Source organism: Tabrizicola sp. (assembly GCF_022842145.1).
Taxonomy (GTDB): Bacteria; Pseudomonadota; Alphaproteobacteria; order Rhodobacterales; family Rhodobacteraceae; genus Tabrizicola.
This window is the reverse complement of sequence record NZ_JALHQD010000002.1, coordinates 133,432-152,517: the sequence shown is the minus strand read 5'-3', so window position 1 is coordinate 152,517 and position 19,086 is coordinate 133,432. Positions and strand designations below refer to the sequence as shown.

19 protein-coding genes and 1 tRNA gene are annotated in these 19,086 nt (G+C 63.8%); 15 read left to right on the top strand and 5 right to left on the bottom strand.

What is annotated here, in order from left to right; translation table 11 throughout:
- Nucleotides 1–72: 72 nt before the first annotated feature.
- Nucleotides 73–435: a hypothetical protein gene (locus tag Q0C42_RS05770; RefSeq protein WP_295073288.1), complete on the bottom strand. Its 363-nt coding sequence runs from the start codon at nt 433–435 to the stop codon at nt 73–75.
- Nucleotides 436–556: 121 nt separating this feature from the next.
- Between Q0C42_RS05770 and Q0C42_RS05765 the strand changes: the two genes are divergently transcribed.
- Nucleotides 557–1,624, top strand: a complete 1,068-nt coding sequence (locus Q0C42_RS05765) for a dipeptidase (RefSeq protein WP_295073286.1) — start codon at nt 557–559, stop codon at nt 1,622–1,624.
- A gap of 47 nt (nt 1,625–1,671) precedes the next feature.
- On the opposite strand, the gene Q0C42_RS05760 is transcribed toward Q0C42_RS05765, so the two are convergent.
- Nucleotides 1,672–2,562 carry a hydrogen peroxide-inducible genes activator gene (locus Q0C42_RS05760; RefSeq protein ID WP_295073283.1) on the bottom strand — a complete coding sequence of 297 codons (891 nt, stop codon included), beginning with the start codon at nt 2,560–2,562 and terminating at the stop codon, nt 1,672–1,674.
- Nucleotides 2,563–2,716: 154 nt separating this feature from the next.
- On the opposite strand from Q0C42_RS05760, the gene katG reads away from it, so the two are divergent.
- From katG to Q0C42_RS05745, 3 genes are all read left to right on the top strand, one after another.
- Nucleotides 2,717–4,885, top strand: coding sequence for a catalase/peroxidase HPI (katG, locus tag Q0C42_RS05755; RefSeq protein WP_295073281.1), 2,169 nt, complete (start codon nt 2,717–2,719; stop codon nt 4,883–4,885).
- 191 nt (nt 4,886–5,076) lie between these two features.
- Nucleotides 5,077–6,579 carry an HWE histidine kinase domain-containing protein gene (locus Q0C42_RS05750; protein WP_295073278.1) on the top strand — a complete coding sequence of 501 codons (1,503 nt, stop codon included), beginning with the start codon at nt 5,077–5,079 and terminating at the stop codon, nt 6,577–6,579.
- Complete coding sequence (locus tag Q0C42_RS05745) at nt 6,576–6,953, top strand: response regulator (protein WP_295073275.1); 378 nt, start codon at nt 6,576–6,578, stop codon at nt 6,951–6,953. The genes Q0C42_RS05750 and Q0C42_RS05745 overlap by 4 nt, the downstream gene beginning before the upstream one ends.
- A 64-nt stretch (nt 6,954–7,017) precedes the next feature.
- Here Q0C42_RS05745 and Q0C42_RS05740 read toward each other — a convergent pair.
- Nucleotides 7,018–7,103, bottom strand: a tRNA-Leu gene (locus Q0C42_RS05740).
- A gap of 101 nt (nt 7,104–7,204) precedes the next feature.
- Between Q0C42_RS05740 and Q0C42_RS05735 the strand changes: the two genes are divergently transcribed.
- Complete coding sequence (locus tag Q0C42_RS05735) at nt 7,205–8,239, top strand: hypothetical protein (RefSeq protein ID WP_295073272.1); 1,035 nt, start codon at nt 7,205–7,207, stop codon at nt 8,237–8,239.
- Nucleotides 8,240–8,323: 84 nt separating this feature from the next.
- Here Q0C42_RS05735 and Q0C42_RS05730 read toward each other — a convergent pair whose 3' ends face one another.
- On the bottom strand, nt 8,324–8,869 hold the full coding sequence (locus tag Q0C42_RS05730) for a LuxR C-terminal-related transcriptional regulator (RefSeq protein ID WP_295073269.1): 546 nt from the start codon (nt 8,867–8,869) through the stop codon (nt 8,324–8,326).
- A 119-nt stretch (nt 8,870–8,988) separates the two neighbouring features.
- Here Q0C42_RS05730 and Q0C42_RS05725 point away from each other — a divergent pair, with 119 nt between their 5' ends.
- Genes Q0C42_RS05725 through Q0C42_RS05715 form a run of 3 tightly spaced genes read left to right on the top strand, consistent with a single transcriptional unit; the run spans nt 8,989 to nt 10,611 of the window.
- Complete coding sequence (locus tag Q0C42_RS05725) at nt 8,989–9,693, top strand: CoA transferase subunit A (RefSeq protein ID WP_295073266.1); 705 nt, start codon at nt 8,989–8,991, stop codon at nt 9,691–9,693.
- Nucleotides 9,693–10,331 carry a 3-oxoacid CoA-transferase subunit B gene (locus Q0C42_RS05720; RefSeq protein WP_295073263.1) on the top strand — a complete coding sequence of 213 codons (639 nt, stop codon included), beginning with the start codon at nt 9,693–9,695 and terminating at the stop codon, nt 10,329–10,331. Before Q0C42_RS05725 ends, Q0C42_RS05720 begins: the two co-directional genes overlap by 1 nt.
- Nucleotides 10,324–10,611 (top strand): GNAT family N-acetyltransferase, encoded by a 288-nt coding sequence (locus Q0C42_RS05715; protein WP_295073262.1) that lies wholly within the window; start codon nt 10,324–10,326, stop codon nt 10,609–10,611. Before Q0C42_RS05720 ends, Q0C42_RS05715 begins: the two co-directional genes overlap by 8 nt.
- Before the next feature lie 10 nt (nt 10,612–10,621).
- Here Q0C42_RS05715 and Q0C42_RS05710 read toward each other — a convergent pair whose 3' ends face one another.
- On the bottom strand, nt 10,622–11,482 hold the full coding sequence (locus tag Q0C42_RS05710) for a lytic transglycosylase domain-containing protein (RefSeq protein WP_295073259.1): 861 nt from the start codon (nt 11,480–11,482) through the stop codon (nt 10,622–10,624).
- Between the two features lie 341 nt (nt 11,483–11,823).
- Here Q0C42_RS05710 and Q0C42_RS05705 point away from each other — a divergent pair, with 341 nt between their 5' ends.
- The 7 genes from Q0C42_RS05705 (at nt 11,824) to Q0C42_RS05675 (ending at nt 19,084) form a co-directional block, all read left to right on the top strand.
- Nucleotides 11,824–12,027 carry a hypothetical protein gene (locus Q0C42_RS05705; protein WP_295073256.1) on the top strand — a complete coding sequence of 68 codons (204 nt, stop codon included), beginning with the start codon at nt 11,824–11,826 and terminating at the stop codon, nt 12,025–12,027.
- 444 nt (nt 12,028–12,471) lie between these two features.
- Nucleotides 12,472–12,675 (top strand): hypothetical protein, encoded by a 204-nt coding sequence (locus Q0C42_RS05700; RefSeq protein ID WP_295073253.1) that lies wholly within the window; start codon nt 12,472–12,474, stop codon nt 12,673–12,675.
- A 357-nt stretch (nt 12,676–13,032) separates the two neighbouring features.
- Nucleotides 13,033–13,893: a Flp pilus assembly protein CpaB gene (gene cpaB / locus Q0C42_RS05695; RefSeq protein WP_295073250.1), complete on the top strand. Its 861-nt coding sequence runs from the start codon at nt 13,033–13,035 to the stop codon at nt 13,891–13,893.
- A 209-nt stretch (nt 13,894–14,102) separates the two neighbouring features.
- Nucleotides 14,103–15,464, top strand: coding sequence for a type II and III secretion system protein family protein (locus tag Q0C42_RS05690; protein WP_295073248.1), 1,362 nt, complete (start codon nt 14,103–14,105; stop codon nt 15,462–15,464).
- 4 nt (nt 15,465–15,468) lie between these two features.
- Nucleotides 15,469–16,119 carry an OmpA family protein gene (locus Q0C42_RS05685; RefSeq protein ID WP_295073245.1) on the top strand — a complete coding sequence of 217 codons (651 nt, stop codon included), beginning with the start codon at nt 15,469–15,471 and terminating at the stop codon, nt 16,117–16,119.
- A gap of 242 nt (nt 16,120–16,361) precedes the next feature.
- Nucleotides 16,362–17,621, top strand: a complete 1,260-nt coding sequence (locus Q0C42_RS05680; protein WP_295073241.1) for an AAA family ATPase — start codon at nt 16,362–16,364, stop codon at nt 17,619–17,621.
- Between the two features lie 17 nt (nt 17,622–17,638).
- Nucleotides 17,639–19,084, top strand: coding sequence for a CpaF family protein (locus tag Q0C42_RS05675; RefSeq protein ID WP_295073238.1), 1,446 nt, complete (start codon nt 17,639–17,641; stop codon nt 19,082–19,084).
- The last annotated feature ends 2 nt before the right edge of the window (nt 19,085–19,086 follow it).

Below are 19,086 nucleotides of genomic sequence, written 5' to 3'. Positions count from 1 at the left end.
CAGGGCGCCCCGCGTCGGTTCGCGAGGCTCCGGTGATCTGTGGGGTTCGGGCGCAAGCGTGGCGCCGCCACCTCAGACCAGCGGAGGCCCCTGCGGCGTCCGGGAAAGGTCCAGCACCCGCTCGACCCGCCGGCTCTCGCGGGGGGCAGAGACGTCCGCCAGCAGCGTCAGACCAAGTGGCAGAACCACCGGCGCAAGTGGCGGCAGATCGGTCCCGCCGGTGATCTGGCAGGCCTGGCACAGGGGATCGACATGCCGGCCGGACTCGCCAAGCGTGCCGCAGATGTCCGCAGCCGTGGCACCCGATAGAAGAATCGCCGCAACAGTCTGCTCGTCCGCGACCGGCGCACGATGCGCAAACCCGATCCCGACCAGCGCGACGGACAGGACGGCCAGAACGACCATGCGGTGAAGCTGCAAGACAAACGCCGACATGCGTATCGCTTAGGCCCGCGCCCACCCCGCCGTCAATCGGGCAAAGCGGCGCAGGTGGCTTGCCTTGTCGGCGCAAGGCGGAAAGAGTGCGCCATCTCGTTCAACCAGCCGGAAGCCGATCATGCCTTCGCCCATTCCCGTCTTCGATGGTCACAACGACATCGTCCTGAAAATTGCCGGCGCCGGTGCCGACCGGGAAAAGCTCTGGCTGCATGGCGAAGGGGCGGGGCATCTCGACCTGCCGCGGATGCAGGCCGCGGGCTTTGCCGGTGGCTTTTTCGCCGTCTACATCCCCTCCCCCGAGTATGAAGACCTGAACGCGCTTGAAGCCCGGATGGACAATCCGCCCTACGATTTCCCCCTGCCCGCCCTGATCGATCACAAGGCCGCCCAGCCAGTTGCGGTCGAAATGCTGGGCCACCTCCTTTGGATGGAGCGTGTCTCCAGGGGTCGCTTACGCTGGTGCCGGACCGCGGGCGACATTCGCGCGGCGATGGCGGCAGGGGTCGTTGCCGGGGTGATCCACTTCGAGGGTGCCGAGGCCCTCGACCAGAACCTCGACGCACTGCACCTCTTTCACGCGATGGGCCTGCGGTCGATCGGCCCGGTATGGAGCCGCCCGACCATTTTCGGCCACGGTGTCCCGTTCCGCTTTCCCTCCACCGGCGACACAGGACCGGGCCTGACCGATGCCGGTCGCGCACTGGTCAGGGAATGCAACGCCTTGCGGATCATGCTGGACCTCAGCCACCTGAACGAACAGGGTTTCTGGGATGTGGCCAAGCTGTCAGATGCACCACTTGTCGCCACCCATTCCAACGCGCACGCCGTCTCTGCCTCCAGCCGGAACCTCAGCGACCGGCAGTTGCGGGCAATTGGTGACACTGGCGGCATGGCCGGATTGAACTTCGCCACCTGCTTTCTGCGCGAAGATGGCCGCGAAAGCCCGGACATGACGCTGGACCCGGTAAAGCGGCATATCGAACACATGCTGAAGCTTGCAGGCGAAGACCATGTCGGCCTCGGTTCGGACTACGACGGTGCGACCACACCCAAGGACATCGGCGGGGTCGAAGGGCTGCCCGTACTGATCCAGGCAATGCGCGAAATGGACCTTGGAGAGGCGCTGATCGAAAAGATCGCGCACCGCAACTGGCTGCGGCTGCTTGAACGGACCTGGGGCGCCTGACCGCGCCGCTTCTCTCCCTTCTGCTCCACCCATGGCGCAGGCCAAGGTCAGGCCGCGAACGTGTCCCGCAGCCCCTGCGCCAGATCGGTGAACCGGTCGGACAGCGGGTTCGACCGGCGCCATACCATCCCGATGGTCCGGCTGGGGCGCGGTTCATGCAGCCGGTGCAGCGCCACCGGGGCCGACCGCCCCTCGACCGTCGCCGCCATTTCCGGGATCAGCGTGACGCCGATGCCCGCCCCCACCATCTGCACCAGCGTGCCGAGGGACGAGCCCTCCATGATCTCGCCGGTCAGCCCGGGAGACAGCTTGCACACCGCAATCGCCTGATCGCGGAAGCAGTGGCCCTCTTCCAGCAGCAGAAGCGGCATCGTGCGCAATTCCTCCAGCGACGGCACCGGGTGCGTGGCGGCGGCCTCGGCCCGAACCAGAAGGAACTCCTCGTCCAGCAACGGATGCTCGACCAGCGACGGCTCGGACACCGGCAGGGCCAGCAGTGCCAGATCCAGCCGCCCTTCGCCCAGGTCGCGCAGAAGCTTCGGCGTCACCGCCTCGCGCGGGCGAAGGTCAAGGTCGGGGAACCGCGCCGTCAGTTCGCGCATGAGGCGAGGCAAGAGATAGGGGGCCACCGTCGGGATCACCCCCAGCCGCAACCGCCCCGACAAGGGGCCGGTCGACGCCCGCGCCAGCGCGCCCAGTTCGTCCACCGCCCGCAGGACATCCCTGGCCCGCAGCGCGAATTCCTCGCCCAGCACGGTCAGGCTGATCTGCCGCGCGCCCCGCTCGACCAAGGGCGCGCCCAGGATATCCTCCAGCTCCTTCACCTGCAGCGACAACGCCGGTTGCGAGATCGACGAAGCCTCGGCCGCGCGCCCGAAATGCCGGGCCCGCGCCAGCGCGTCGAAATAGCGCAGATGCTTGATGGTGATCTTTGTCATAAGCTCAGCATATCGTGGCGATATGAAAATGAAAATTCCTATTATCGCTCAGTGGTGCTAGCGATACCCTACGATATGCAGTTCCGAGTCGCCTTCCAGTTCCGGGACCGGGTGGCTTCGGCAGGTTTTGGACGGTCTGTTCAGGGAGAACAAGATGGACGGCAATGACGCAGGACGCTCGGGCAAATGCCCGGTGATGCACGGCGCAATCACCACGACAAGCCAGACGGTCACCGATTGGTGGCCGAAGACGCTGAACCTCGACATCCTCCATCAGCACGACACCAAGGTGAACCCGCTGACCGGCTTCAACTACACCGAAGAGGTGAAGAAGCTGGACTTCGTGGCACTGAAACGTGACCTCACCGCCCTGATGACCGACAGCCAGGACTGGTGGCCGGCCGATTGGGGCCATTACGGCGGCCTCTTCATCCGCATGAGCTGGCATGCCGCCGGGACCTACCGCATGGCCGACGGCCGCGGCGGTGCGGGCACCGGCAACCACCGTTTTGCCCCTCTGAACTCCTGGCCCGACAACGCCAACCTGGACAAAGCGCGGCGGTTGCTGTGGCCGATCAAGAAGAAGTACGGCAACCGCCTGTCCTGGGCCGACCTGATGGTCTTGGCCGGGACCGTCGCCTACGAATCGATGGGCCTGAAGACCTTCGGCTTCGGCTTCGGGCGTGAAGACATCTGGGCGCCGGAAAAGGACGTCTACTGGGGGTCCGAGAAGGAGTGGCTCAAGGACGAACGCTATCCGTCCAAGGAAGACCGCACCTCCCTGGAAAACCCGCTGGCCGCCGTGGTCATGGGCCTGATCTACGTGAACCCGCAGGGCGTCGACGGCGTCCCCGACCCGCTGCGCACCGCCCATGACGTGCGCGAGACCTTCGCCCGCATGGCGATGGACGATGAGGAGACCGTGGCGCTCACCGCAGGCGGCCACACCGTCGGCAAGGCGCATGGCAACAACGACGCCGCCCGCATCCAGGCCGAGCCGGAAGGCGCCGCGATCGAAGAAGGTGGTCTGGGCTGGATGGTCCACTCCGCCCGTTCCGTCGGGCGCGACACGATCACCTCGGGGCTTGAGGGCGCCTGGACCGCCAACCCGACTAAGTGGGATGGCGGCTACTTCGACCTTCTTCTCAAGTACGACTGGGAGTTGGTGAAATCGCCCGCCGGGGCCTTCCAGTGGCAGCCGATCAACATCGACCCCGACGACATGCCTGTCGACGTGGAAGACCCCTCGATCCGCCGCATGCCGATGATGACCGACGCCGACATGGCCATGAAGATGGACCCGGCCTACCGCGCCATCTCGGAGCGTTTCGCCAAGGATCAGGCCGCGTTCAGCGACGCTTTCGCCCGCGCCTGGTTCAAGCTCACCCACCGCGACATGGGGCCGAAGGTTCGGTACCTGGGGCCTTGGGTTCCGCAGGAAGACCTGATCTGGCAGGACCCCGTCCCCGCCGGTTCGACCGCCTGGAACGTCGACGCCGTGAAGGCGAAGATCGCCGCCTCGGGCCTCTCCGTCTCCGACATGGTCACCACCGCCTGGGATTCCGCCCGCACCTTCCGCGGCTCGGACAACCGGGGCGGTGCCAACGGCGCCCGCATCCGTCTGGCCCCGCAGAAGGACTGGGAGGGGAACGAACCCGCCCGTCTGGCCCGTGTGCTGTCGGTGCTGGAACCCATCGCGAAGGAAGCCGGGGCCTCGCTGGCTGACGTGATCGTCCTCGCGGGCAACGTCGGCGTCGAACATGCGGCGAAAGCCGGTGGCGTTGATGTCACCGTCCCCTTCCATGCCGGGCGCGGCGACGCGTCCCCGCAGGACACCGACGCCGACAGCTTCTCGGTGCTGGAGCCTCTGGCAGACGGTTTCCGCAACTGGATGAAGAAGGACTACGCCGTCTCGGCCGAGGAACTGCTTCTCGACCGCGCGCAACTCATGGGCCTCACCGCGCATGAGATGACCTGCCTCATCGGCGGGATGCGGGTGATCGGCACCAACCACGGCGGCACGGCGCATGGCGTCTTCACCGACCGGGTCGGCGCGCTGACGACCGACTTCTTCAACGGCCTGACGGACATGGGCTACAAGTGGGTGCCAAAGGGGACCAACCTCTACGAACTCACCGACCGCAAGACCGGCACGGTCAAGTGGACGGCCACCCGCGCGGATCTGGTGTTCGGCTCGAACTCCATCCTGCGCGCCTATGCCGAGGTCTATGCCCAAGACGACAACCGCGAGAAGTTCGTCTGCGACTTCGTCTCGGCCTGGGTCAAGGTGATGGAAGCCGACCGCTTCGATCTGCGCGCCTGATCCGCGCCGCCAGAGCATTGACACGGCCCGGACCCTTGCGGTTCGGGCCGTTTTTCGCTCCGGGTATCTGTTCCCACACGGCGTAGAAATTTTTTTGTTGGTGTGGAACCAATTTTGCCCGTGATTGTTTTCCCGCGAAGCGGTGCCAGACCAATGGCACCGACGGCCTTTAGTGGCCCACGGGGGAAAGAATGGCGGGGCACGAACAGTCGGACACTGGTCTATCGACCGAGGACGACCTGCGCGCCCTCTATGAGTTCACTGACGCGATCTACCACGCCCGCTCCGCCGACGACATCTATGCCTCTGCGCTGGAAGTCATCACCCGCACGCTGCACTGCGACAGGGCGTCGATCCTGCTGTTTGACGACGCGGGCATCATGCAGTTCGTCGCCTGGCGGGGTCTTTCCAACGAGTATCGCACGAAACTGGCCGGACACACGCCGTGGAAACCGGGCGACCAGGACCCCCCGCCGATCTTTGTCGAGGACATTGCGGAAACCGCGGAACCGGACTGGATAAAGCAGGTCATATCCGGCGAAGGGATCGTAAGCCTGGGATTCGTGCCGATCACCCTGGAAGGCAAGGTCATCGGGAAGTTCATGACCTATTACAGCTCCCGCAAGCCCGTCAAAGCCCGGTCACAGGCCCTTGCCGTGACCATCGCGCGGCAGCTTGGGTTCAGCATCGGCCGCACCCGCGCCGAAGCCTCGCGCGAGGCGGCATTGTCCCACCTGCGGTTCTCCGAGGCGCGCTTCCGGCAGATGACGGAAGAAGCGCCGATCATGATCTGGATGAGCAACCCAAACGGACACTGCGAACAACTGAACAAGCTTGCGCGCGATTTCTGGGGCGTGGCCGACGACGGGCTGGACAAGTTCGACTACTCGGCCACGATCCACCCCGAGGACTCCGACCGCGTCCTGGCGCAGATGGGCGAGGCTATTACCCAGAACCGGCCCGTCACCGTGCGCGGTCGCTATGCCAATGTGTCCGGCCACTGGCGCATCCTGCAGACCGAAGCGCGGCCCAGATATGCCTGCGACGGGCAGTTTCTGGGAATGATCGGCGTGAATGTCGACATCACCGAACAGGAAAGCGTCGCCCGGCAACGGGAATTGATGCTGGCCGAGCTGAACCACCGGGTGAAGAACACCCTCGCCGTGGTGCAGGCCATCGCGCTGCAGACCTTCAAGGCGGATCGCCGCTCGCCTCCGGTGGCAACCTTCCTCGGCCGGCTCGGCGTCCTTGCCAAGGCCCACGACATCCTGTCAGCCGTCAGCTGGGAAGCCACCCCCATGCAAGAGCTGGCGCGCGAGGTGCTCGGCGGCCTTTCCCCGAACAAGTCCCGCATCGACACCGACGGCCCGCCGTTTCTCCTGAAGCCCAAGCAGGCCCTCGCCATCGCACTTGCGCTTCATGAGCTGCAGACGAACGCGATGAAGTATGGCGCGCTGTCCGTCGACCAGGGAACGGTCTCGCTGCAATGGCGGCTTCCCTCCAGCCAGCGCCTGGAAATCCTCTGGCAAGAGCGCGGCGGCCCGCCCGTCGTCGCACCCTCGCGCAGAGGCTTCGGAACCTTGATGCTGGAAAAGGGTTTGTCTGCCGAACTGAACGGCGTGGCAAAGCTGGACTTTAAACCTGACGGCCTTCTGTGTCGGATAGAGGCCGCAATCGACGGGATGAATGGATGAGCGTTTTGACTGGCCGCAGGATACTTGTCGTGGAAGACGAATTCCTGATCGCGTCTGTGCTGTGCGACATGCTTGAGGACAGTGGAGCCGTCGTCCTGGGCCCGGCGGCGACCGTGGCCGAGGCGATGCAGATGTTGCATGACAACCCTGTCGATGCCGCCCTTCTGGACATGAACCTGAATGGTCAGTGGAGCGATCCGGTCGCCGAGGACCTGCAAGCGCGCCGGATTCCCTTCGTCTTCACCACCGGCTACGGCACGAACTCCCGCACCGAAAAGTTCGGGGTGCGAACCGTCTCCAAGCCCTATTCCTGGGAAGAGATCGAGCAGCAGCTTGGACTCTCGATGGTCGAAGCTTCCCTGCGGGAGAAATGACTTACGGACCGGCCCAGCAGGGTTGCGCCACCGGCGCGCGGTCGTGCCTGTGGTCGGACCTTGCTGGTACCCGCGGCCGGGCTCGAACCGGCACGGCCTTGCGGCCAAGGGATTTTAAGTCCCCAGTGTCTACCATTTCACCACGCGGGCAGCCGGGCGGACCTTAGCCGCTGCCATGCGCGGGGAAAAGCCCGCTCCTTGTCTTGGCCCCGCCTTGGGGATTAGCCTGCCCGCGAAGCGACGGAGACCGGATGCGCAGCTCCCCCCAGACCCTGACCCGCAGCGAAACCGTGGTGTCGGACGCGCTGGCGCATCTGGCGCGCATCGTGCTGGAAAAGGGCCGCTTCATCTATGCCCACGAGGCCGGGGACACCGCCACCGTCCATGACGGCTACAATCTTCTGCGCCATTGCGGAACGCTGTGGTTCATGGCCCGCGCCGCGAACCAGCTGCCGGGCCGGACCGATCCCGAGGTTCTGGCCGCCATCGGCAGGGCGACAGGCTACCTCGGTCGCAAGCTTGACCCTCCACCCTGGGCCGCAAGCGATCGCCCCAGCCTTGGCCTGGTCGGCAACGGCGCGATCAAGCTTGGCGGTCTGGGTCTTGGCCTTCTGGCCCTGACCGAGGTGGCAACCATCCCCGCGCTGATCCTGCCGCCCAAGGCCCTGCCCCATGCCCTGCCCGAAACCATGTCCCGGATGCGGACTTATGCCCTCGACGAGATCGAGGGCGACGACTTCCGCCACAAGCGCGACTTCCAGACCGGTGAGGTCCTCGGCTTTCGGTCAGACTATTATACCGGCGAGGCGATCTTCGGCCTTCTGTTGTCCGGTCCCACGACCGACGACCTGACCCGAGTCACCACCGCGCTGATGCGCAAGGGTTACGGCTTCGCCCAGCAAAGCCACTGGATGGCCTACGCCGCCTGCGAAGCTGTCCTGCGCGGCGTGGTGCCCGAGGCATTGGGCTCGGCCTATCTGACCGGGCTCATGGAGGCGATCCTGGGCGATCCCCATTACCGCGCCCGCCGCCAGTCCACCCCCATCGCCTGCCGGACCGAGGCGCTGACCCGCGTCCTGCTGCTGGCCCGCGACCACCCTGGCCTCCTCTCCCCGGACCTCCTCACCCGCATCCGCGCCCATGCCGCCGAAAACCTGTCCCTCCAGCTTGTCTGGTACGCCGACGGCCAGTTCTGGAAGGGCGACGACGCGCGGAAGGTGCAGATCGACTACATCCAGCACAACGCCACCGCCTTCCTGCACTGGGGCCTCCTCGGCGAGGGCTGACCTCTCCCGACAGCTCCTCGAGCACTCCGCGCACTCGTCGAAGGACCCAGCGAGGAGTGCATGAAATGCTCGACGAGCGCCCCCTCAGCCCACCCCCGCCAGCAACCGGCTGACCAACTCGAAACTGTTCCGGACCCCCATCTTCCGGATCATGTTCGCCCGGTGCACCTCCACCGTCCGGGGCGACGACCCCACCGCCAGCGCGATCTCCTTCGAGGTGAAACCGTTCACCAGATACCGCGCGATCCGCCGTTCCGTTGGCGTCAGCGCCCCGGCCGGCCCCTCGCTGTCCAGCGGCCTGTATGTCCAGACCGCCAGCCGTTGCGGGTCCTCGGGGTCCAGCGCGGTACCGTGGCCTTCCATCCACAGGACCTGCCCGTCCTTCCGCCGCATGAAGCGCTCATCCCGATAGACTGCCGCGCCCTGCATAGCCCGGCGCGCCCGTTCGCCGATCAACTCGTAATCCGTCTGACCGGGATACAGCATCCGGATCGACTGCCCCTCCAGTTCCTTCGGAGTCCAGCCAAACACCGCCTCAACCCGCAGGCTGGCCCGCAGGATCACCCGGTCGCCCAGGATCAACGTCGCATCCGGCGCGTGCTGGAACGCCAGCCGTTCATAGTCGCGCATCGCCGCCCCCTACGTAGCCATATACGTATTCTTACGGATGGCAGGCCCGCGCGCAATCTTTCAGGATCACCCCGATCCGATGTTCCCGCCGCAGCCGTGGAACCGGAGGGAGAACACCGATGAACAAAGTCTACCCAAGCGCCGCCGCGGCCCTCGACGGGCTTCTGCACGACGGCATGCTGATCGCCTCCGGGGGTTTCGGCCTCTGCGGCATCCCCGAACTTCTGATCGCCGCCATCCGTGATGCCGGCACCAAGGGCCTGACCGTTGCCTCGAACAACGCGGGCGTCGACGGCTTTGGTCTTGGGGTCCTGCTGGAAACCCGGCAGGTCAAGAAGATGATCTCGTCCTATGTCGGCGAGAACGCCGAATTCATGCGCCAGTATCTGTCCGGAGAGCTGGAGCTGGAATTCAACCCGCAAGGCACGCTGGCCGAACGCATGCGGGCAGGCGGTGCGGGCATCCCCGGCTTCTATACCGCGACCGGCGTCGGCACCGTTATTGCCGATGGGAAAGAGCACCACGACTTCGACGGCCGCACCTACATCCTGGAGCGTGGCATCATCGCCGACCTGTCGATCGTGAAAGCCTGGAAGGCGGACCCCTCGGGGAACCTCGTGTTCCGCAAGACTGCCCGCAACTTCAACGTCCCCGCCGCCACCTGCGGCAAGACCTGCGTGGTGGAGGTCGAAGAGATCGTCCCGCTCGGCAGCCTTGACCCCGACACGATCCACCTGCCGGGGATCTACGTTCACCGCATCGTCACCGGCACCCACGAAAAGCGCATCGAACAGCGGACCGTCCGCAAGAAGGAGGCCGTGTGATGACCGATGTCAAAGGCTGGGACCGCCACGGCATGGCCGCCCGCGCCGCGCAGGAACTGCAGGACGGGACCTACGTCAACCTCGGCATCGGCATCCCGACGCTGGTGTCGAACTACATCCCCAAGGGCGTCAGCGTCACCCTGCAGTCCGAAAACGGGATGCTCGGCATGGGTCCCTTCCCGTTCGAGGGCGAGGAAGACCCCGACCTGATCAACGCAGGGAAACAGACGATCACCGAGCTGCCGCAGACCGCCTATTTCGATAGCGCGCAGTCCTTTGCGATGATCCGCGGCGGCAAGATCGCGATGGCAATCCTTGGCGCGATGGAAGTGGCCGAAAATGGCGACCTTGCGAACTGGATGATCCCCGGCAAGCTGGTCAAGGGCATGGGCGGCGCGATGGACCTGGTGGCTGGCGTGGGCCGCGTCGTCGTCGTGATGGACCACACGTCGAAGCACGGGGAATCCAAGGTGCTGAAAGCCTGCACCTTGCCCCTGACCGGCAAGGCCGTGGTCAACCGGATCATCACTAACCTCTGCGTGCTGGACGTCGTGCCGGGCGGGCTGAAGCTGGTGGAATGCGCCACGGGCGTGTCCGAGGCCGAAGTCCGCGCCGCGACCGAGGCAACCCTTGTCTGACCACATCGTCACCCGCGAACACGGAGCGACCAAAGGTCGCTTCGTGATCCGGCACGCCGGTGAAGAGGCCGAACTGACCTATTCGATCACCACCCCGACGCTGATCATCGCCGATCACACCGGCGTCCCGGACAGTTTCCGGGGCACCGGGGCCGGTCTGGCCCTGGTGGACGCGCTGGTGGCGGCGGCCCGGAAGGACGGCTTCAAGGTCGTCCCCCTCTGCCCCTTCGTGAACGCCACCCGGAAGAAACACCCCGACTGGGCGGACGTCTTCGTCTGAAACCCAGCCCCTAGAGACCAGCGATATCCGTCCGGAACACGCAAGGATCGGTCACCAGCATCGGCGGGCTTACGCAAAGCCCCTGCGCCACCTGCCAGGCTGCCAGCACCTTCGGTACATAGTCCCGCGTCTCGGCATAGGGCGGCACGCCGCCGTTCTTTTGCACCGCGCCCTCGCCCGCGTTGTACGCCGCAAGCACCATCACCGGGTCGTTGTCGAATTCCTTCAGGAGCCAGTCCAGATAGGCGACCCCACCCTTGATGTTCTGCACCGGGTCGGTGCTGTCGCTGACCCCAAAGCGTTCCGCCGTCGCCGGGATCAGCTGCATCAGCCCGACCGCCCCGGCGTGGCTGACCGCGTCCGACTGCCCCGCGCTTTCGATGCCGATCACCGCCAGCACCAGCGCCGGCGAGACATTGGTGTCCAGCGTCGCGCGCAGGATGTCCTTGCCATAGGCGTCCGCCATGTCCTGCATGGACTGCAGCCGCGGTGCCCGGACAATCTCTCCGTCCGGTCCCTGCGACAGCGAGGCCAGCGCCAGGTCAAACCGGTCCGCCGCAGCACCCAACCCCGCCGGAACCTTGTCCCAGAACCAGGCGTAGGACGACGACGGAGCCGGCCCCGGTTCGCCCACCGGGCCGTCGTTCTGTTCGACCGGCTTCGGTTCCTCCAGCCCGTGGTCCGGGTTGGGGTCGACCTTGGGCAGCGCTGCCAGATAGCGCGCCTGCTCCTCGGGATCGATCTGCACGGTGATCCGCTTGCCGGGAAGACCCTCGCCGACCTTCACCCGCTTGAAGCTGGTTTCTGCCAGGGACGCGTGGGGAAGGGCCGCGCAGAGAATCGCTGCGGTCCAGTAAGTCCTGCTCATCATGTCGGGGCCTGCTCGCCTCGTTGTTTTGCGGGAGAATCGCAGGTTACCCTCCGCGCAGCCAGCACTTTCACGGTCCAATCATGGCATTTCCGCCAGATTTGACCGAAAAAGCACGGCCTAGCATGGAAGCGTGAACAGATTCCTAAAATTTCTTTGATTTGGAATCAGTGACTTGGACATGAAGCGGCAAGTTTTTTCGCCCGGCCTGAAATCTTCAGATGTCGTCCAAACTGCTGCCACGTTTGAAGGGCTATATGTGTTCATACCGAACGATGAAGGCGCAGCAAAGGCCAATGTCGAAGCGGTTGAGTAAAGTGACACCTTAGAAAGGGACCAGACAAATGACCAATTTCTCCGCTTTCCTGAAAGACGAAGCCGGCGCCGTGACCGTTGACTGGGTGGTTCTGACCGCCGCCGTCGTGGGCCTCGGCCTCCTGATCTTCAACTGGGTCCGCCCGGCCGTGTCGAACCTGGCTGAATCGATCAACGCCGAGCTGACCGCCGCTCAGACGTGCATGGAAAGCAACGGCGTCACCTGCGACTAATCTTTGCAGGATATTCCACTCTGGCCGCGCTTCGAAAGAAGCGCGGCCAGTTTCATTTTGCGCTCTGTTCAGTGACCGGTCCCAGGTTTGGCCAACGGGTGGCGGATGCGCCCAGAAGTTGCAGGACGTTCCCCTTTCGATCCATCCGGCACCCAACCACCAGCGCGCTGCCTTGAACGCCGTCCGATCACCTTGATTTCGCCTCAGAGTTGCGCGAGTGGGGAGCCGAAGCGGTCTAAGCTCAAGATTATTACTATATATTACAATCTCTTATCGGATTGTCAGCCCAACAGTTGTCTGGCCCAGAAAAAACTCACGTCGTCCAAACTCCTGCCACGATTGCCCCGCCATATGGTTGTCATACCGACCGACGAAGGCAGATGCTACGGCCTGGATCGCAGCGGTTGAGACACAGGTAAACACACCTAAGATAGGGACAAGATCATGACCAAGATTTCCGCTTTCCTGAAAGACGAAGCCGGCGCCGTGACTGTTGACTGGGTCGTTCTGACCGCTGCCGTCGTGGGCCTCGGCCTGCTCATCTTCAACTGGGTCCGCCCGGCCGTGTCGAACCTCGCCGAGGCAATCAACGGCGAGCTCGCCGCTGCTCAGGCCTGCCTCGAGCAGAACAACGCCGCCACCTGCTGATTTTCCGGGTCGCACGTTTCTTAGGCCGCGCCTCACCCGAGGCGCGGCCTTTCCAATTCCAAGACCATGTGTCGCAGGTTCGTGAAACAGTCCCCCCGGGAATGCAAGATTGTAGCCCGACATCCGTTAAACTTTCGCCGCATTCGACAGCGAAGCTGCACCAGTCACGGATCGCCCGTCGCGGTTGCGGAACACCAGGCGCTGAAGGTTTTGGCCCCGTTCCCCACAACCATGACAGATCCAGCCACCAATTCGGGGCACCCCGCCTGCAAACTTGCAACGGGCGGCCCCACAACACTAGAAGCGCGGGGCGCCGGGGTCACTCCCAGGGTCGCTCCCAGCAAGTAGAGGGTAGAAATGAGAGCAGTATTTGCATTGGTCCTTCTGGTTGGCATGGGCCTGGCCGGTGTGGCCGTCTATATGATCCAGGGCTACATGTCGGACCTTGAAACCGCCCTTGAGCAAGAGCGGTCTTTCAACGCCAATGCCGGAAAGCTGGTCGAAGTCTACGTCTTTGCAAAGGCAAAAGGCTATGGCGATGCTCTCGCGGAAGGCGACGTCCAGCTGATCTACTGGCCAGAAAAATCCCTGCCGAAGGAAATCTTCCGCGAGAAGGAAAAACTCTTCCCGCCAAATGCCGATGGCCCGCGCTATATCATGCGCTCGACCGAAGCATTCGAGCCCGTCCTCGCCAGCCGGGTGACCGAACCGGGACAGTTGGCAAGCCTCACCTCCAAGCTGGAAAAGGGCAAGCGCGCCTTTGCAATCCGAGTCGGTATGGATTCGGGTGTTTCGAACTTCGTGAAGCCGGACGACTTCATCGACATCCTGTGGACAGGCAGCGTCCCCGGATATGAAGGCCGGATCACGCGCCAGATCGAAAACGCCGTCCAAGTCATCGCGGTGGACAACGCACTGAACGAGGGTCAGATCTCCTCGGACACTGTTGCGCAGACGGTAACGGTCGCTGCAACGCCCGAGCAGGTGGCCCGTCTGGCCCAGGCCCAGGCAACGGGCGAACTGACCCTGTCGTTGGCGATGGATGCCACGGAAACCATCGAGGGCACCGTCGAGACCGACACCAAATCCATGCTCGGCATCGTCGAAGTCGCCCCCGAAGTGGTGGCTCCGGTGATCGAACAGAAAGTGTGCTACGCCAAGCAGCGCAGTGGCGGCGTGCTGGTGGACACCGATGTCGTGATCCCCTGCAAGAACTGAACTGCTATCCAATTGGCGTCGGGCGCGGCCACATTATATGGGGCCGCGCCCTATTCATTTTTCAATCCGTTGCGACGTGTTGCAGTTTATCCACATCAACAACTTCCCCCAAAGCATTGATTCTTGCAAAAAAAGCGGCACTGGGTCATTCTCCCCGGACATAAGGGCATTCAAGACCCAAACGAGGCGTGGTCGAAAGGGCAGATCACATGAACATGAAACGAATTCTGACTGCAGCGTACATTGGTGCGGCTCTCGCATCGACGGCGCTGACACCGGTCTCTGCCGAAGTCCTGCGCGTTCTGCAGGGCCAGGCATCCGAAGCACTCAACGTTCCGATGAACCGGGCCGTTGTCGTCGAAAGCGATGTTCCCTTCGCGGAACTCTCGATCGCGAACCCGGGCATCGCGGATATCTCGACGCTGTCCGACCGCTCCATCTACGTTCTGGGCAAGGCACCCGGGCGCACGACCCTCACGCTATTGTCGCCCGAGGGGCAACTGATCTCGAACGTCGACGTGCATGTCACGCCCGACATCGCCGAATTCAAGGAGCGTCTGCAGCAGATCCTGCCCGGCGAGAACATCGAGGTCCGGACCGCCAACGACGGCATCGTGCTGTCGGGTCAGGTCTCCTCGACCGCCAAGCTGGACCGTGCACTTGACCTGGCAAACCGCTACGCGCCAGATCGGGTCTCGAACCTGATGGTCGTGGGCGGCACGCAGCAGGTTATGCTGAAAGTCCGCTTCGCCGAAATGAACCGTTCGGTCACCAAGGCTCTTGGCGGGTCGTTCCGCGCCCAGGGTGCCGGATCGGACGGAAACTTCCTCGCGATCGGCGGGTCTGGTCTGTCGAGCGCGACTGGCGGGGTCGGAATCGGCTTCGGCATCGGCGATCTCGCCTTCCAGGTCACTCTCGAGGCACTCGAGAGCAAAGGCATGGTGCGCACGTTGGCCGAACCCAACCTGACAGCGCTCTCTGGTCAGGAAGCCAAGTTCCTGGCCGGTGGCGAATATCCCGTGCCAGTCTCGCAGGATGACGACACCATCACGGTGGAATACAAACCCTTTGGCGTCGAACTCAACTTCACGCCCGTTGTCGTCGATCAGGACATCATCAACCTGACGATCGACGCGGCCGTATCGTCCATCGACCCGGCGAACGGTATCGCTATCGATGGCTTCCAGATCGACGCCTTCAAACGCCGCGAAACCTCGACAACCGTCGAAATGCGCGACGGAGAAAGCTTCGCGATCGCCGGCCTTCTGCAGGACGACTTCCGCGACGACAACTCGCAGCTGCCCTGGATCTCCGATGTTCCGATCCTGGGCGCTTTGTTCCGGAGTGCCGAATACCAGCGCTCGCAGACCGAACTGGTCATCATCGTCACGCCGCACCTCGTCACTCCGGTGGCGGGCGAGGCGCTGGCCCTGCCGACCGACCGGGTTCGCATCCCGACGGAACGCGAGTTGTTCCTGTTCGGCGAAGTGGCCGGCAGCCCGAAGAAGGGTGCCGCCGCCGAAGTTGCCGGCCAGGACTTCAGCTCGTCCTACGGCTATGTGATGGAGTAAGGAGATGACCCGCATGCTTCCCAAGCTGCTTGCAGCCTCTGCCCTCCTCGCGCTTGCCTCCTGCGGTGATACCAGCCGCAGTTGGGACCGCGAACTCGGCTCCGAAGTCGACAAGGGCCAGTTCGGCAACGCCACGATGAACAACACGCTCATCCAGACGGGTGAAATCTCGTACACCGTGGCACTGGCCGAACGCTTTGCCGCCGAGGTGCCGGACACGATCAACTTCGCCTTCAACAGCGCCGAGCTGTCGGACGAAGCCCGTGCGATCCTGTCCAAGCAAGCCGGCTTCATCCGCCAGTTCCCCGAGGTTCGCTTCCGCGTCTTCGGCCACACGGACAAGGTCGGCTCGAACAGCTACAACCAGCGTCTCGGCCTCCGTCGGGCCCAGGCCGCCGTCAGCTACCTAAGCTCGCTCGGCATCAGCCGGTCGCGGCTCGAGGCGGTGGTTTCCTACGGCGAAACGCAGCCGATCATCCAGACCCAGGACCCCGAGGTGCGCAACCGCCGCACCGTGACGGAGGTTTCGGGGTTCGTCGGCAGCCACCCGCTGGTGCTGAACGGCAAGTACGCCCAGATCATCTGGCGCGACTACATCATCAGCGGCACGCGTGAGCATCTTGGCGAACGCGCTGACGCAGGTGCTGGCGGCTGATCCTCGGCTACAGCATGAATCAGGGGCCGGGCCTTGCGCCCGGCCTCTTCGTTTCCAGAATAGTGATAATCCCAGAAACAGGCTCTTTTAGCCCAATTATCGCCACCATTCTTGAACAAGGTCCCCACCATAGGATGAGTTTGGGGGTCTGATTTCCCCAGGTGCCACCGGCCCGCTGGACGCCCGGTCAAACCACGGAAATCATGCAATAAAAACCCCGTACCGAAAGGACGCAACGCGAGATGACGAGCAAAGCCACTGTACAAAGCGATCCGGCGCCGATCCTCGCCTGCACGATTTCGCGTGACGTGCAGCGATTCGATCTTCTGATCGACGACATGGAGCAAGAGCTGGGCGAAGCCTGGGGCGACCTCAATTTTGAGGATGCGCTGGTCTTCCTCAAGCAGCCGGACAGCACCGGGATGCAGTTCGTCGCCATCGCTGTCGACAGCGAGGACGAATCCGAACTGTCCAAGATGAACGACGTGATCAAGGCGGCCAAGGCCAAGAAGATCAAGGTTCTGCTCATCGCCAACCAGGTCAGCCCGTCCGTCCTGCACCAGATGCTGAAGCTTGGCGCCGACGACTTCGTGCCCTACCCGCTTCCCGAAGGCTCGCTGCACGATGCCATCGAGCGTTTGCGCAAGCCCGCCCCGGTCATGCCCGATGGCTATGACCCGGATACCGGCCTGTTCAACCCGGTCTTCAAGGCCAAAGGCGACCGCAACGGCGTCATCCTGCCGGTGCACGGCATGGCTGGCGGCGTCGGTGCCACCACTTTCGCCGCGAACCTCGCCTGGGAACTGGCGCTGACCCCCGACTCCGAAGGGATGCGCGTCTGCGTCATTGATCTGGACCTTCAGTTCGGCTCGGTTGCGACCTACCTCGACCTTCCCCGCAAGGAAGCCGTGCTGGAAATCCTGACCGACACCGCCTCGGTCGACGCCGACTCGCTGATGAAGTCGATGCTGACCTTCAACGAAAAGCTGCACGTCTTCACCGCGCCTGCCGACATGCTTCCGCTCGAGATGATCACGCCCGAAGACGTGGGCCGCATCCTGGACACCGCGCAGGCGAACTTCGACTTCGTCATCGTCGACATGCCCTCGACGGTGGTGGCCTGGACCGAGGCGATCCTGACCCGCAGCCACGTCTACTTCGCCCTGCTGGAGCTTGACCTGCGCTCGGCGCAGAACATCCTGCGCTTCGTCCGCGCGCTCAAAGCCGAAGGTCTGCCGCACGAAAAGGTGCGCTACGTGTTGAACCGCGCGCCGAAATTCACCGATCTGTCGGCCAAGGCGCGCGTCAAACGGATGGCGGAAAGCCTGGACATCACCATTGAGGTCCAGCTTCCGGATGGCGGCGAACAGGTGACCCAGGCCAACGACCACGGCCTGCCCATCTCCGAAAGCGCCGCGAAGAACCCGCTGCGCAAGGAACTGCAAAAGCTTGCCAAGTCCTTGTACGATTTGAACAAAGCCGCTGAAACCGCCAAGGCCTGATTCAAGGGGAATGACCAGTGTTTAGCCGCTTCAAGAAAGACATGCCGCCCGGTGCCCGCCCCACGATGGGGACTGCGCCCGCAGCGGCTTCGACGACGACCACGACCGCGGCGGCAGCCCGGGCTGCACCGGTTCAGGCCGCCGTCCAGCAGCGCCCGCCGGCCGAAGCCATCGTCGCCGACAAGGAAAAGAAGCGCAAGGAGCGCCTGACCGAACTCAAGGTCGAAATCCACAAGCGCCTGCTTGAAGATCTCAACCTCTCGGCACTGGAATCGGCCAGCGAACAGCAGCTTCGCACCGAGATCAGCTCGCTGGCGACCGAAGCACTGGACGACATGTCGGTCGCGCTGAACAAGGACGACCGCCTTGCCCTCACGCAAGAGCTTTACGACGAGGTCATGGGCCTTGGTCCGTTGGAGCCTCTGCTCAAGGACGAGACGATCAACGATATTCTCGTCAACGGTCCCAAGCGCATCTTCATCGAACGCGCGGGCAAGCTGGAACTGTCGGACGTCACCTTCCGCGACGAACGCCACCTTCTGCGCATCATCGACAAGATCGTCTCCGCCGTGGGCCGCCGGGTCGACGAATCCAACCCCTATTGCGACGCCCGTCTGATGGACGGCAGCCGTTTCAACTGCATGATCCCGCCGATCGCGGTCGACGGCTCGCTGGTGTCCATTCGTAAGTTCAAGAAGGACAAGCTGAAGATCGAGGACCTGGTCCGCTTCGGCGCCTTTACTGAAGAAATGGCCGCCTACCTCCAGGCCGCCGTGTCCTGCCGTCTGAACATCATCGTTTCGGGCGGTACCGGTTCCGGTAAGACGACCACGCTCAACGCGCTGTCCTCCTTCATCGACAACCACGAACGCGTCCTCACGATCGAGGATACGGCCGAACTTCAGCTTCAGCAGGTCCATGTGGGCCGGATGGAAAGCCGCCCGGCCAACGTCGAAGGCAAGGGCGCCGTCACGCAAAGGGACTGCCTCCGGAACGCGCTGCGTATGCGTCCCGACCGCATCATCGTGGGGGAAACCCGCGGTGAAGAGGTCATCGACATGCTCCAGGCCATGAACACCGGCCACGACGGCTCGATGACCACGATCCACGCGAACAACCCGCGCGACGCCGTCAGCCGTCTGGAAAACATGGTCGCCATGTCCGGCATCGAAATGCCGCTCAAGGCGATGCGGTCGCAGATCGCCTCGGCCGTCAACCTCTTCGTGCAGGCCAGCCGTCTGCAGGACGGGACCCGTCGCATGACCTCGGTGACCGAGATCACCGGCATGGAAGGCGACGTCATCTCGATGCAGGAAGTCTTCCGCTTCGAACGCCTGGGGGTCGAGCCTTCGGGCAAGATCATCGGCCGTTTCAACGCGACCGGCATCCGTTCATCATACTCCGACCGTTTCCGTCAGTGGGGCTTCGACCTGCCGGCCTCCATCTACGAACCGATTGTCTGACC

Bases quoted from the DNA above. Each gene is read 5' to 3' on its own strand.
- Q0C42_RS05770 (WP_295073288.1), bottom strand. From the start codon at position 435: ATGTCGGCGTTTGTCTTGCAGCTTCACCGCATGGTCGTTCTGGCCGTC.
- Q0C42_RS05765 (WP_295073286.1), top strand. From the start codon at position 557: ATGCCTTCGCCCATTCCCGTCTTCGATGGTCACAACGACATCGTCCTG.
- Q0C42_RS05760 (WP_295073283.1), bottom strand. From the start codon at position 2,562: ATGACAAAGATCACCATCAAGCATCTGCGCTATTTCGACGCGCTGGCG.
- katG (WP_295073281.1), top strand. From the start codon at position 2,717: ATGGACGGCAATGACGCAGGACGCTCGGGCAAATGCCCGGTGATGCAC.
- Q0C42_RS05750 (WP_295073278.1), top strand. From the start codon at position 5,077: ATGGCGGGGCACGAACAGTCGGACACTGGTCTATCGACCGAGGACGAC.
- Q0C42_RS05745 (WP_295073275.1), top strand. From the start codon at position 6,576: ATGAGCGTTTTGACTGGCCGCAGGATACTTGTCGTGGAAGACGAATTC.
- Q0C42_RS05735 (WP_295073272.1), top strand. From the start codon at position 7,205: ATGCGCAGCTCCCCCCAGACCCTGACCCGCAGCGAAACCGTGGTGTCG.
- Q0C42_RS05730 (WP_295073269.1), bottom strand. From the start codon at position 8,869: ATGCGCGACTATGAACGGCTGGCGTTCCAGCACGCGCCGGATGCGACG.
- Q0C42_RS05725 (WP_295073266.1), top strand. From the start codon at position 8,989: ATGAACAAAGTCTACCCAAGCGCCGCCGCGGCCCTCGACGGGCTTCTG.
- Q0C42_RS05720 (WP_295073263.1), top strand. From the start codon at position 9,693: ATGACCGATGTCAAAGGCTGGGACCGCCACGGCATGGCCGCCCGCGCC.
- Q0C42_RS05710 (WP_295073259.1), bottom strand. From the start codon at position 11,482: ATGATGAGCAGGACTTACTGGACCGCAGCGATTCTCTGCGCGGCCCTT.
- Q0C42_RS05705 (WP_295073256.1), top strand. From the start codon at position 11,824: ATGACCAATTTCTCCGCTTTCCTGAAAGACGAAGCCGGCGCCGTGACC.
- Q0C42_RS05700 (WP_295073253.1), top strand. From the start codon at position 12,472: ATGACCAAGATTTCCGCTTTCCTGAAAGACGAAGCCGGCGCCGTGACT.
- cpaB (WP_295073250.1), top strand. From the start codon at position 13,033: ATGAGAGCAGTATTTGCATTGGTCCTTCTGGTTGGCATGGGCCTGGCC.
- Q0C42_RS05690 (WP_295073248.1), top strand. From the start codon at position 14,103: ATGAACATGAAACGAATTCTGACTGCAGCGTACATTGGTGCGGCTCTC.
- Q0C42_RS05685 (WP_295073245.1), top strand. From the start codon at position 15,469: ATGACCCGCATGCTTCCCAAGCTGCTTGCAGCCTCTGCCCTCCTCGCG.
- Q0C42_RS05680 (WP_295073241.1), top strand. From the start codon at position 16,362: ATGACGAGCAAAGCCACTGTACAAAGCGATCCGGCGCCGATCCTCGCC.